At 61.5% G+C, this 13,714-nt stretch carries 9 protein-coding genes; 3 read left to right on the top strand and 6 right to left on the bottom strand.

Annotated features, from left to right (window positions below; genetic code table 11):
* Both ABR948_RS20005 and ABR948_RS20000 read left to right on the top strand, forming a co-directional pair.
* Positions 1-305: hypothetical protein (locus ABR948_RS20005; RefSeq protein WP_428121121.1), on the top strand; the 305-nt coding region annotated here is incomplete at its 5' end.
* 443 nt (positions 306-748) lie between these two features.
* Positions 749-1,408 (top strand): hypothetical protein, encoded by a 660-nt coding sequence (locus ABR948_RS20000; protein WP_428121119.1) that lies wholly within the window; start codon positions 749-751, stop codon positions 1,406-1,408.
* Between the two features lie 83 nt (positions 1,409-1,491).
* On the opposite strand, the gene ABR948_RS19995 is transcribed toward ABR948_RS20000, so the two are convergent.
* The 6 genes from ABR948_RS19995 to ABR948_RS19970 all read right to left on the bottom strand — a co-directional run bounded on the left by ABR948_RS19995 (position 1,492) and on the right by ABR948_RS19970 (position 11,562).
* The gene (locus ABR948_RS19995) at positions 1,492-1,818 is read right to left on the bottom strand and encodes a hypothetical protein (protein WP_428121117.1); all 327 of its coding nucleotides are present in this window, start codon (positions 1,816-1,818) and stop codon (positions 1,492-1,494) included.
* 197 nt (positions 1,819-2,015) lie between these two features.
* Positions 2,016-5,282, bottom strand: a complete 3,267-nt coding sequence (locus ABR948_RS19990) for an efflux RND transporter permease subunit (RefSeq protein WP_428121115.1) — start codon at positions 5,280-5,282, stop codon at positions 2,016-2,018.
* 239 nt (positions 5,283-5,521) lie between these two features.
* Complete coding sequence (locus ABR948_RS19985; RefSeq protein ID WP_428121113.1) at positions 5,522-7,567, bottom strand: hybrid sensor histidine kinase/response regulator; 2,046 nt, start codon at positions 7,565-7,567, stop codon at positions 5,522-5,524.
* Positions 7,564-7,941 (bottom strand): response regulator, encoded by a 378-nt coding sequence (locus ABR948_RS19980; RefSeq protein ID WP_428121111.1) that lies wholly within the window; start codon positions 7,939-7,941, stop codon positions 7,564-7,566. Before ABR948_RS19980 ends, ABR948_RS19985 begins: the two co-directional genes overlap by 4 nt.
* Positions 7,934-10,417, bottom strand: coding sequence for a PAS domain S-box protein (locus ABR948_RS19975; protein ID WP_428121109.1), 2,484 nt, complete (start codon positions 10,415-10,417; stop codon positions 7,934-7,936). The genes ABR948_RS19980 and ABR948_RS19975 overlap by 8 nt, the downstream gene beginning before the upstream one ends.
* 203 nt (positions 10,418-10,620) lie before the next feature.
* On the bottom strand, positions 10,621-11,562 hold the full coding sequence (locus tag ABR948_RS19970) for a lipase family protein (RefSeq protein WP_428121106.1): 942 nt from the start codon (positions 11,560-11,562) through the stop codon (positions 10,621-10,623).
* 554 nt (positions 11,563-12,116) lie between these two features.
* On the opposite strand from ABR948_RS19970, the gene ABR948_RS19965 reads away from it, so the two are divergent.
* On the top strand, positions 12,117-13,700 hold the full coding sequence (locus ABR948_RS19965) for a putative bifunctional diguanylate cyclase/phosphodiesterase (protein ID WP_428121103.1): 1,584 nt from the start codon (positions 12,117-12,119) through the stop codon (positions 13,698-13,700).
* Positions 13,701-13,714: the final 14 nt, after the last annotated feature.

Raw genomic sequence — 13,714 nt, 5'->3', positions numbered from 1 at the left:
GACACCGCCACGTCCACCGCATCCCGTCCCGCGTTCGTGACGACCGCGAAACGCCCCTCTGTCGGGACGGGACGGCGGTGGATTTAAAAGTGATTTGGGTTAGCGGCGAAGAGAAATATTTTTTCGAAGGGGGCTGGACACGATTTGCGCACAACGCGCGCAACAGCCCGACGGGCAAATCAGTGCAGCGTGTTGGCTTTCGGTCTGGTTGGGAATTATCGGTTACCTCTGGGGTTCTACAGGACGTGACTCGACTGGAACGAATATTCCACGTGTCAAATCCATGTGAGGCGATGGAGCGATGAATCGACCTGGCGGGTTTCGTCTTTCAGCCATCATCGCGTCCAAGGACGCCGGCCGCGATAGTCTATGGGGGTTGAGCGCGGTATCACTTCGTCGCCTGTTGCTCGTCATCCCCGCGCTGTGCGCGTTGGCTTATCCGTCATTATTGAGCTGGCTGTCCGCTGGCCTTGTCCTGGTGCACGGGTCGGACTCGCCGAACGGACCGATCGTTTGGATCAGCGTCATCGGATCGCTGACACTGGCGCTGGCGGTCATGCTGGTCAGCTTTGGATTTGGACTGGCGCTCGGATCACCGGATGTCGGGAGACCCGAGGACTTTCGCGCCCGATGCGTTGCCCTTCTGGCGTTTACCACACCCTCGCTCCATGTGGGCTTCGAAAACGTCGGAGGCGTGCTGCGTGCGTCTTCCGCGGTGCCGGTCGCATGGCTTATCGTTTGGACGCTGATGGCGATGATCGTCCTGCCGGGCTCCAGGTCGTCATCGGCAGCATCTGCCATATCGCCCGTCGGATATCGCCGGCTGGGCGTCGCCCATGGCGTTTCCGCTGTCGCAATCCTGCTGCTGTTCGTCGGGCCTCACATCGGGAATCATCTGGCCGGCTTCTGGAGCGGATCGGTCCACATCGCAATCATGAACGTCGTGCGCCGCGTTTATCGCGACGACATGGTCCAGCCGGTGTTGCTGGCATTGATCGGTTTTCAGATCCTGAGTGGCATCGTGCTGGTGCGGCGGCGGATGACACTGCCGGGCGATCTCTTCAGCACCGTGCAGACCATGTGCGGCGCCTACATCGGCGTTTATTTTCTCGCCCATATGACAGCGGTGTTTGCGGCCCGCTATGCGGGCACGGACACCAATTGGAGTTGGTTGACGCGTCCCAACGATAGCTTGCTGTTTAGTCTTCTCAAGCTTCGCCTGATTGCCCATTACTGGGTCGGGCCGATCGCAATTGTCGCCCACCTTGCCTGCGGCCTGAGATGGATCTTGCTGCAACATGATATTTCACCGGCGACGACCAATCGCATCGCATGGGCCCTCATCACTGCGGGAGTCGTTGCCTCCAGCCTCATCCTGCTCGCGCTGCTCAACGTCCACATCGCCTGAGAAGAATGTCCAGGCAAGTTCACGAGGTCTTAACTTCGTCCACTGTCCGGCTCGGGAGCCTGCGAAGGCCCACCCAAGCCAATTTAATGCACCGTAACTTCTGGTACGGCCATGTGCTCTATCAGCCGTCGGTCCAACTCGGGCAGACCTTCGAGGAATTTTTGTGCGCCGCTCCCTCTGCGCTCAAATTCCTCTTTGCTTTTCGCGATCGGAAAAAATACGCGGTCCTCGCGGATTTGCGTGTTGTGCCTCTTCACGAGAGCCATCGCGAGGACATCAAGACTGCTGCGGATGGAGTTGATGTACGCGCCTACTTCAGCTTGAAAAAGCAGCGGCAGCAATTCGTTCTCTAAGGCGATTATCAAGTTAGATTCAGCCGGCGGAGGAAGGTCTTTGATCTCGATGGACACGCCTCGCTTCAGCCATTCTTCCGGAATTACGGTGCCAGTGCACTCAATTGACATGGCCTTCCGTCTGTATCGGAAAGCGGTTCGTGAGCACTACCCCCGAATCGAGTGAGGGCAAGCTTGCAGTCCCAAGTTTGATCGCGAGCACGAATTTGTCGGGTTGTTGATCGGCAGGTCGACCGGTTCAACCCCGCCCACAATCACCCGCCCCGCCGCCGCCTGCTCCAATGCCGAAAGCGATCGAGATACAGATACACCACGGGTGTGGTGTAGAGGGTCAGGATCTGGCTCAGCACCAGCCCTCCGATGATGGTGATGCCGAGCGGCTGGCGGAACTCGCTGCCCTCGCCCATGCCGACGATCAGCGGCACGGCGCCGAGCAGCGACGCCATCGTGGTCATCATGATCGGGCGGAAGCGCAGCAGGCAGGCCTCGTAGATCGCATCGGCCGGCGCCAGACCACGCTTGCGCTCGGCGTCGAGCGCGAAATCGATCATCAGGATGGCGTTCTTCTTGACGATGCCGATCAGCAGGATCACGCCGATCATCGCGATGATGTCGAACTGGGTGTGAAACAGCATCAGCGCCAGAACCGCGCCGACGCCGGCCGAGGGCAGCGTGGAGAGGATCGTCAGCGGATGAACGTAGCTCTCATAGAGCATCCCGAGCGAGATGTAGATGGTCGCGAAGGCCGCGAGCACGAGATACGGCTCGCTGGCAAGCGATTCCTGAAAGATCTTGGCGGCGCCCTGGAAAGAGCCGCGAATCGATCCGGGAACCCCGATCCGGTTCATGGTGGTCTCGATCGTCGATACCGCGGTGCCCAATGAGACGCCGGGCGCGAGATTGAACGAGATCGTGTTGGCGACCAGAACCCCCTGATGGTTGACGACAAGCGCGGTCTGGCCCTGTCCCAGCCGGGTGACGCTCGCGAGCGGAATCATGGTCTCCTGGCTGGTAGAGACCGCGGTCCCGGTCGAGGATACGCCCTTGCCGGTGGCGCCGATCGAGTTGGTCGCGAGATTGCGCACCGCGCTGGCCGCCACCGAATTGAGCGACGCGGCGCCGGTCGACGACACCACGGTGCCGGGCACCGCGTTGGTGGTTTGCGAACCGCTGGCCGGTCCGCCCGAGGTGCTGATATAGACATCCCTGAGCGTCTGCGGGTTCTGCAGGTACGCCTGCGCCACCTCCATGATCACGTGGTACTGGTTGCGCGCCACGTAGATGGTCGAGACCTGCCGCTGACCGAACGCGTCGTACAGCGAGTTGTCGATCTGGCTGACCGAGATTCCGAGGCGCGAGGCGGCATCGCGGTCGATGGTCACGTTGGCCTGCAGGCCGTTGTTCTGCTGGTCGCTGCCGACGTCGGCGAGACCAGGCTCGGTCTGCAGCGCGGCGACGATCTTCGGCGTCCATTCGTTCAGCTCTTCGAACGTCGATCCCTGCAGCGTGTACTGATATTGCGCGTTGCCCGAGCGTCCGCCGGCGCCGAGATCGCCCACCGCCTGCAGGAACAGCGTGGCGCCCGGCACCGCGGCGAGCTCGCCCCGCAGCACGCCGATCACCTGATCGGCGGACAATTCGCGGTCGCGAAGCGGCTTCAAGGAGACGAACACGGTGCCGGAGTTGGTCGAGCCTCCGCCCGGGCCCGGCCCGCCGCCGCCCGTGAAGCCGACGGCGGTGTCGACGGCCGGATTGCGCCTGACGATGTCGACGAACAGCCGCAGCTTCTGCTGCATCAGTTGAAACGAGATGCTTTGATCGGCCTGAATCGATCCGACCAGCAGCCCGGTGTCCTGTTGCGGGACGAAGCCCTTCGGAACCGCGCCGTAAAGATAGAAATTCAGGCCGAGCACGGCCGCCAGAATCAGCATCACCGAGCGCGGATGACGCAGCGCGACGCCAAGCGTGCGCCGATAGCCGTCCAGCATCGCCTCGAATGCGCGCTCGCTGGCACGATAGATCCGGCCGTGCGGCCGGCCGCGCTCCGCGCGCAGCAGCGCGGCGCACATCATCGGTGTCGTCGTCAACGAGACCACCAGCGAGATCACGATGGAAATGGCGATCGTCATGGAGAATTCGCGGAACAGCTTGCCGACCAGGCCGCCCATCAGCAGGATCGGGACGAACACCGCGATCAGCGACACGCTCATCGACAGCACCGTGAAGCCGACCTCCCAGGCCCCCAGCAGCGCGGCCTCCAGCGGCGGCTTGCCGGCATCGAGGTGGCGGGAAATGTTTTCCAGCACGACGATGGCGTCGTCGACCACGAAGCCGGTCGCGACCGTGAGCGCCATCAGCGAGAAGATGTTGAGGCTGTATCCGAGCAGATACATCACCGCAAAGGTCGCGACCAGGGACACCGACACCGCGACCACCGGCACCAGCGTCGCCCGCGCGCTGCGCAGGAACGCGAACACCACGAGGATCACCAGCACGACGGCAATCACGAGCGTGATCTCGACGTCGTGCAGCGAGGTCCGGATCGTGATCGAGCGGTCGACCGCGAGATTGACGTCGATCGCGGGCGAGACCGATGCGCGCAGTTGCGGCATCAGCGACTTGACGCGGTCGACCATCCCGATGATGTTGGCGCCGGGCTGCCGGTAGACGATCATCATCACCGCCAGCTTGCCGTTGGAAAGGCCGAGATTGCGCAGGTTCTCCACCGAATCCAGCACCTCGCCGACATCTGTCAGGCGGACCGCCGCGCCGTTGCGATAGGCAACCACCAGCGATTTGTAGTCCTGCGCCTTGATGGCCTGATCGTTTGAATAGATCTGGTAGCGCTGGTCGGTGACGTCGATGCCGCCCTTCGGACTGTGGGCATTGGCGCTGGCGAGCGCGGCGCGGACGTCTTCGAGGCCGATGCCGTATTTGTAGAGCGCCGGTGGCGCGAGCTCGACGCGCACGGCGGGCAGCGATCCACCGCTGACGCTGACTTCACCGACGCCATCGACCTGCGACAGCTTCTGCGCCAGCACGGTCGACGCGGCGTCATAGAGTTCGGCGGGGGTCAGCGTATCCGACGTCAGCGTGTAGATCAGGATCGGCGCCGAGGCCGGGTTGAACTTGCGGTAGGAGGGATTGCTGCGCAGCGCGGTCGGCAGATCGGCGCGCGACGCGTTGATCGCTGCCTGGACGTCGCGCGCGGCGCCGTTGATATTGCGACTGATGCCGAACTGCAGATTGATGCGCGCGGAGCCGAGCGAGCTCGATGAGGTCATCTCGGTGACATCGGCGATCTGGCTGAGATGGCGCTCCAGCGGACTGGCCACCGTGGTCGCTACATCCTCTGGACTGGCGCCCGGCAGCGTCGCCTGCACCGAAATGGTCGGGATATCGACGTCGGGCAGCGGCGAGACCGGGAGCTTGAAAAAGGCTATGACGCCGGCCGCAACCAACCCGAACGTCAGCAGCGTGGTGGCGACAGGCCGACGGATAAACGGACTTGAAAGACTCATCAGTGAACTTGATCCCCGTTCACCTTATACGCCGCAACGGGACCCGTTCAACGATCAGGATTTCCAGCAGGCACCTTGCGCGCGATCATGACGACGCATAGATGCGCCGACAATTATATGCGCCCGGCACTGGCTTGCCGCCAACCGAGACAGCGCGTCGAAACGTCACACCGCGTTGGCCGGGTAGAGCGCTTTCAGCAAGGCCCCTGCTAGCAAGGCTCCTGCTATAAAGGCTCCTGCTATAAAGGCTCCTGCGCCAGCGCATCCCTGACCTTTTTCGCCAGATCCTCCCTGCGGTAGGGCTTGTTCAGCAGATGCACCCCCTGATCCAGGCGGCCATCGTGACCGGCGTTATTCTCCGCGTATCCCGAGGTGAAAATAATCCGCAACCCAGGGCAGAGCTTGCGCGCCTCGTCGGCGAGCTGGCGGCCGTTGAGCCCGCCCGGCATGATGATGTCCGTGAAAAGCAGATCGAAGCCGTCCTCCCGCTTGAGCACCTCAAGCGCCTGCGGCCCGTTGACCGCGCTCACGACGCGGTACCCCAGGCTTGCGAGCTGCATCGCCACCATGTCCCGGACCATCGCATCGTCTTCGACCAGCAGAATCCTTTCGCTGCCGCGAGGCAGCGATCCGTCGCGGATTTCCGGTTTCGCCAGCGCGACGTCGTCGGCCGCCCTCGGCAGGTAAATATTGACGGTCGTTCCCTGCCCGGGCGCGGACAGGATTCGGATCTGTCCGTGCGACTGCCTGACGAAGCCGTAGACCATGCTGAGACCGAGGCCGCTGCCCTTGCCGACATCCTTGGTGGTGAAGAACGGTTCGAAGGCGTGAGCCAGGGTATTGTTGTCCATTCCGGTCCCGGTATCGGATACCGCAACCAGCAGGTAATCTCCCGGCGCAAAATTGACCTGGTCCGCGACGGCCGCATCATCCATGCGGACATTGCTGGTTTCGATCGTGAGACATCCTCCATCGGGCATCGCATCGCGGGCGTTGATGGCGAGGTTGAGCAACGCGTTTTCAAGCTGCGACGGGTCAATGAATACGTGCCACAGATCGGTGCCCAGCACGGTCTTGAGTTCAAGCTGTCCGCCGATGGCGCGCCGGATCAACCCGTCGATGTTCAGGATCAGCGCGTTGATATCGATGGCCTTCGGATCGAGCGGCTGCTGACGCGAAAAGGCGAGAAGCCGGCTGGTCAATTGGGCGCCGCGCTCGGCCGCCTGTCGCGCCATTTCGGCAAGGCCCTGGAGCGATGGATCCGCGGTTTCCTCGATCAGTTCGGTGTTACCGATGATGACCGTGAGAAGATTGTTGAAATCGTGGGCAATGCCACCGGTCATCTGGCCCACCGCTTCGAGCCGTTGCGATTGTCGCAACTGGGCTTCGACGTTTCGCTGCTCCGTCACATCGGTCAGCATGGTGCAAACGGCCAGCCGGTCGCCCCACTGAATGACGAACGACCGGTTCTCCAGATCGATGATGGTACCTTCAGCCCTTTTGCCCTTGATGGAATAGAAGCCAGGTGCGTCGCCGCCCTTGAGGCGTTCCTTGTAGTAGGCCGCGATACGCGCCTGCTCGCTATCGGCGAACAGGATCCTGCAGTCGGGCATATTGCGGATTTGGTCCTTGTTTTGATAGCCGAAGATCCGTGCCATCTCGCCATTGGCCAGGATCGGCTTGAAGTCGTGATGAACCAGGATACCGATATTCGCCTGCTCGATCAGGGTCTCGAGCCGTGTACTGACCTCCTTGCGTTCCCCTATCTCCTTTTGCAGCGCGCGGTTCGCGGTTTCGAGCTGGATGGTCTTTTCCTCCAGTTTCCGCACCAGCGCCGCGCTGTATTGCTTGACGATCTCCTGGTCATCGGCGATTGGCCGGTGCGCGGGTCTGAAGCCGGCGTCGGCCCTGCTGGAATCCACCTGACGAATGCGCGCGATGAGTTCGTCGGGCTCCATCGGCTTGACGATGAAGGCGTCCGCGCCGAGATCGATCGCCAGCCGCTCGTCCTCGGGCGCGGTATAGGTCGCGGTATAAACGACGAAAGGAATATCCTTGAGCTTGTCGTCCACCTTCCAGTGCCGCAGCAGGCTGTAGCCGTCCATCACCGGCATCAGCAGATCGGCGATGACCAGGCTCGGCGGCGAATGCCGGGCCTTGGTGAGAGCTTCCGCGCCATGGCCCGCGGATTCGACGTCGTAACCGTACGCCGTCAGCAGCGTCCGCAAATAATATAAATTCTCTTCCTTATCGTCGACGATCAGTGCGCGCGGCCTGGCGGTCATGTCGGCTCCCGCAGGAACAACCTTTCGACCTCGCTGACGAATGTTTCGGGATCGATCGGCTTTTCAATGTAACCGTCACAGCCCGCGGCCATGGCCTTTTCGCGATCTCCCGCCATCGCATAGGAGGTTACGGCGATGATCGGCACGCCGTTCAATGCGGCGTTTTGCCGAAGCGCGCGCGCCACTTCATACCCATCGAGCCCGGGCAACTGGATGTCCAGAAGAATGCCCTTCGGCTGGAACCGCAATCCAAGTTCAATGCCGGCCACGCCGTTGGATGCCGGCACGACCGAATAGCCATGCTTCTCCAGAAGGAAGGTAGCGAGGTATCTGTTCTGCTCGTTGTCCTCGATCAACAAAATCGTCTTATTCATGTGACTGGGCGCCTCCCTTGAGGGGCAGAATGAGCGTAAACACGCTGCCGTGTTCGAATTCGCTCTTTACCCTGAGTTCTCCGCCCAGGCGATCGGCCAGCCGGCGAGAGATCGCGAGCCCGAGCCCGGTACCCTCATGCTGCCGGGAAATGCCCGTGTCGACTTGCCGGAAGGCCTGAAACAGCTTCGGAACATGTTCGGCTCGGATTCCGATTCCGGTGTCGGCGACTTCAACGCGCAAAACAGGCCGGTTTTCATCACCGGCCAGCCCGGACGAGATTTCCGCGGAAAGCCTGACGCTTCCCTTCTCGGTAAATTTGACCGCATTGCTCAGGAGATTCAGCAGCATCTGCTCGACGCGCCGTTGATCGCTGATGAAAGTGTCGGGCAGATTTTTGAGGTCGACCGACAAAGCCAGACTCTTTTTTTCCAGCATCGGCGTGATCGATGCGACAACGCGCTCGATCGAGGCCTTGATGTCGAACGCCTTGAAATGGACCTCCAGCTCCCCTGCCTCGATCTTTGAGATATCGAGAACATCATTGATCAGGGCAAGCAGGTGACGGGCGCTGCCGCGCACCATGCCAAGCTGCTTGTTCTGTTCGGGGTTAAGTTCGCCGGCCAGCCCTTGCAGCATGATTCCGGAGAAGCCAATGATGGAATTGAGCGGAGTCCGCAATTCGTGCGACATCGTCGCCAGAAAGGCGGACTTGGTTCGATCGGCCGCTTTGGCCTGCGCCAGTGCGATCTGCAGGTCGGCGGTACGCTCGGCGACTTTTCTTTCCAGGCTTTCGTTCAATTCACGCAAGGCCTCTTCGACACGCTTGCGCTCCGAAATGTCGATGCCGACGCCGACCAGACACGTCCTGCCTTCAAAAATAATACGACGGCCGGTAAAAAAATACGGCGTTGTCCGGCCGCTCTTTGCCAGCAGGGGCGCTTCGACGGACGCTTCGCCGTTCTCGAAAACCTCCTTTATCCTTGCCGACAACACAGCCCTGTCGGAATCGCGGAAGAATTCGACGGGCCGCATCCGCTCGATCTCGTGGGCGGAATAGCCGGTGACAATTTCGAAATTATGATTCCACCGCAGGAACTGGCCGTGCTCGTCGTACAGATAGAGGACGCCGGCCATGCTTTCGATGATCGTGTCGGAGAAAGATCTCTCGCTTCTGGCAATGACCTCTATTCTTCGACGCTCGTCTTCGCGGGCAAAATTATCCAGTCCAAATGAGATATCGCCCGCGGCCTCCTTGAGCAAATCGGTCTCCTCGGCCTGGAAAAAATTGGTCTCATCCGCGTTGACGATGAGTACCCCGCAGACTTTGCCAGCCTCCTTGATCGGAAACGCAGCGGATGATCGAAAACCGCGCCGCGTTGCCTCTGCCAGCCACGGCCGCATGTCCGGGTCGAGAGAAAAATCCTGGCTTACATGAGGCTTATCCTCACGAAATGCCTTGCCTGAGGGACCGCGCCCCTCTGCGCGGCCATCGGCACCATAGACTTCGATCGAGTGAACGTAGCCGTTGTCGTCGCCGGAGATCGCCACCGGAACCAGCCTGGCGGTTTTGGGATCGAAACAGGCGATCCACGCCAATCGGAAGGACCCCTTGTTGACCAGCGCGTCACAGACCCGGGCAAACAAGGCTTCGCGGCTCGCCGTCGATACGATGGCCTGATTGATCTGGCTGAGCACGGCATAGAGCCGCGAGATCCGCTCCACCTCCCGGGTTCGCTTCTTTATCAACGTAATGTCCCGAACAATTTTCGACGCGCCGGTAATCCGGCCGCGGTCGTCCCGGATCGGCGATACGGCAAGCGAGACGTCGATCAGCCTGCCCTCTTTCGTCTTTCTCACCGTTTCCAGGGGATCGACGCGCTCGCCACGCCGCAGCTTGTCCCAAATGATCTGTTCTTCGTTCTGCCTGCCCTTTGGGATCATTCGGACAATCGGAGTCCCGACAATTTCGTCGGCGCGATAGCCGAAAATATTTCGTGCGCCTGCGTTCCAGCTGGTGACTGTGCCGTTCAGATCCTGACCAACAATCGCGTCAAAGGACGAATCGACGATAGCGGCGAGAAGCTCGCGGGAAGTCTGGACCCGGCCGATCTCGCGAAAGATGCTCAACAGCGAGCCGTCGGGTAACCCAACCGGCATAGCCTCGACGGGGAAAACCGAACCGTCGCTGCGGCGAAACTGCCGCTCCTGGCAACCGGCGGCCGCGCCCGTGATCGCGGTCAACGCGGGCGCGCTATGCCGCGCGTCAGCCTGCACAACGACATCCGAGACGCCGATCTGGTTCAGTTCGTCGCGGGAATACCCAAGCATCTGGCAGGCGCACGGGTTGGCGTCGATAAAATGGCCCCCTGAATCGACCAGCAGGACGCCAATTTCGACATGCTCGAAGAGATTGCCCAAGCATACATCGCTGGCATTTCCCTGCGCTTGTAACTCGTGCTCTTTGAAATCAGGCATTCGAGACAGCCGAAGGACTCACCAGCGCGCCAGCAACCATAGCCCCGCCCCGCACTGGATGGAAGCGCGATAGCAAGCGGGCACTGGAGAAAGTGCCGCGTTATCGGCGATACGGACCGGCGTTGAAACAGAGCCGCAGTGAAAAGCAACCGAAACCACATGCCGGAAATTCCACGCTCGATCGGGCCCGGCACATCGAACCGTCACACCGCATTCGCCAGGTGAAGGGCTTTCAGCAGGATAGCGGCCTTCTCGGTTCCGATTCCAAATTCGTTGATCAGGACCGCCAGCGCCTTGGCGGTGTCCGGAACGGATGATGCGGGGCCGAGGATGCAGGCTTTGCTGCCGGCATCCTGCGCGGTCGATGGCGCCGCGCTGGTCTGCGCGAAGTCGATCATCGCACAATAGCAGATCACGTGATGGTCGCAGAGCAGGTCGAGCCTGACGCCGGCTTGCGCGCTCGATGGCTGCAGCACCGTCGCCCTCGAAAGCGTGGTATATCCGATGCCGGTCGGAACGTGCGGAACGAGATCGAGAATGTAATTGAAGAGATCGTATTGCTGGACGTTCCGGTCAAAAATACCGGCCCAGACCGCATCGCCGGTTCGCGGCGAGGCAAACAGATACGCCGTCGTGGTTGGGCCCAATCGTTCGGCGAGGTCTTCCACATAGAAGGTGGCCAGCGCGCTGCCGAGGCTGTGCCCCGTGACCACAATCGTGCCATTGCCGACCAGCTTCTCCACCCCTTCGGCGGCATTCTGGAATGTGGTGGTGCCTGTCGCCGGATCGGCAAGGCTCATGGTTTGATAGATGCTCCAGAAGCCCTGTTCGACGCGCGCCGCGGGATAGCGGGGATGCGGGATCGGGACGAACTCGGCGTCAATGACCCATTCGATCATTCCCTCGGTGCCCCGGATCGCGGCGACGTAGGCATTCGGGGTCGCCAGGTTTTGGGCCACGAAGCCGTAGAACACGCGCTTGCCGTGATCGACGCCGAGCTTGCGGTTCGATGCTCCCGGTGTCGGGATCAGCGCGTCCTGCGCCGTCAGATAGCCAATGATCTTCCAGCCGTCCGCAGCGATCCTCGCATCCGCCGGGGGATTCAACGTGCCGGGCGCAGCGCCGTACATATCCTCCGCGTACATCGCGAGCAGTCCGAATTGAACGGCAGCTTCGCAGAGCCGGCTTCGCAGAGCTAGCTTCGAACGTCAGACCCAGGCTATCTTGGTTGAATTGTCTGGATTTTACAACTCCAGGCACAGGGGTTCTGTGGACACAGCCGGGCGGAAGAGAGGAGCCGCTTTTGGTTGCCGAAGACATCCTTGTCACCGGAGCAGCCGGTTCCTGTTCGCGCGCCACCTGGTCCGGATTTCGTCCGACGGCGGATGATGCATCCGAACCGTCGCTCGACAGGGTGCTTCATCGCGCGCAGGAATACGCCAACTTGCCCGTATTTTTACGGACTATTTGATCGCAACACATGGTTCGGGATCCGATGTAACTAACGGGCCGTTGGCTTCTTGCCGTGCCACCGAATGCAGTTCACCGATTCGCAAGAATAGTAGTGTCTGCTGTTGGCGCGATGGCCATTTCCGCGACAGCTTCTGCGATCGTCCCCGACGAGTCTTCGAGACATCCGAGCGGCCAGGATTCGGCTGCCCGGTCCGACCTCGCGGCCGGCTTGGCGCTGAACGCGTTCATGAGCATGAACCGGGCGGTTGCGATCTTCGGACCCGACGGCAAGCTGCTGATGCCGAACCTGGTGTTCGACAAATTGTTCGGCGACACCGACATGCTCGAGCGCATCAACCGCGACGCCAGCGCCAACAATGGCAAGACCGATCGCCAGATCACCCTTTCGGATGGCCGCGCGTTCTGGGTCGAGACCATTCCGATGGACGGCGGGTGGCTGGTCAGCGCCTACAACATGACCGAACGATCAGCCAAGGCGCGCATCGACACCGTGACCAAGCTCGGCAACCGCTTGATGTTCCACGAGCAGCTCACGGAACTGTTGACCGATCCGGACCGCGCGATCGAACGATCGGCCGTTCTGATAATTGACCTTGCCCGCTTCAAGGCCATCAACCAATCGCTCGGGCGCAACATCGGCGATGGGCTGCTGCTGCTGGCGGCGGACCGGATCCGGTCCGCGCTCGGACGCGGCGATATCGCGGCCCGGCTGGAGGGCGACAAGTTCGGCATCATCCAGGTCGATCAAGCGCAGCCGCAATCGGCGGCCGCGCTGGCGGACCATCTGCTCGATCTGATCGGCCAACCCTGTCTGGTGGAGGGTCACTTGATCGATATCGCGGCGAGCGCGGGCATCGTCCCGTTCCCGGCCGGCGCGACCGACTGCCAGCTTCTGTTGAGGAACGCGGATCTCGCTTTGCATCGCGCCAAGAGCGACGGACACGGAACCTATCGCTTCTTCGAACCGGCGATGGATGCGAGAATGCAGTACCGCCGCAATCTCGAGATCGATCTGCGCCGCGCGCTGGCGCTGCGGGAATTCGCGCTGGTCTATCAGCCGCAATTCAATCTGCGACTGAACCGGGTCACCGGATTTGAAGCCCTGATCCGCTGGCATAGCCCGGCGCGGGGAATGGTGTCCCCGCTGGAATTTATTCCGGTCGCGGAAGATACCGGCATCATCAACTCGATCGGAGAATGGGTGCTTCGGACCGCCTGCCAGGAGGCAGCCGCCTGGCCCGATGCCCACAACCTCTCCGTCAATGTTTCGGCGATCCAGTTCAAGAGCCCCAATCTGGTCCACGCGATCATGTCGGCGCTGCGGGACAGCGGCCTCGATCCGCAGCGTCTGGAACTTGAGATCACCGAAAGCGTGATGCTCGATGCCGGCGGCCCCGCGCTGGTGATCCTGCGGGATCTTCGCAACATCGGCGTGCGCGTCGCACTCGATGATTTCGGCATCGGATATTCGTCGCTGGGCTATCTGCGCAGCTTTCCATTCGACCGGATCAAGATCGATCAATCCTTTATTCGCGGCGCCTCCAACGACGCCGTCGGCCGGGCTGTCGTCCGCGCGGTTGCCACGCTCGGTCAAAGCCTCGGCATGGCGACGGTCGCCGAAGGCGTCGAAACCGAGGAGCAGCTGGCCCGCATCGCCGCCGACGGCTGCACCGATGTCCAGGGCTATTTGATCAGCCAGCCGATGCCGCCGGAACACATCGAAAGCTTTTTGCGGCCGCGAAACCAAAACAGCTTACGCCTTCGGCCCGGCAGCCTGGCTGCGCTCGAGCAGCGGGTTGGGCTGCTGTAGCGCCTTTCGCTTCA

Origin of the sequence: Bradyrhizobium sp. (genome assembly GCF_050014615.1) — a bacterium.
In the GTDB taxonomy this organism is placed as follows: domain Bacteria; phylum Pseudomonadota; class Alphaproteobacteria; order Rhizobiales; family Xanthobacteraceae; genus Bradyrhizobium.
This window is presented reverse-complemented; position numbering and strand designations above follow the sequence as displayed.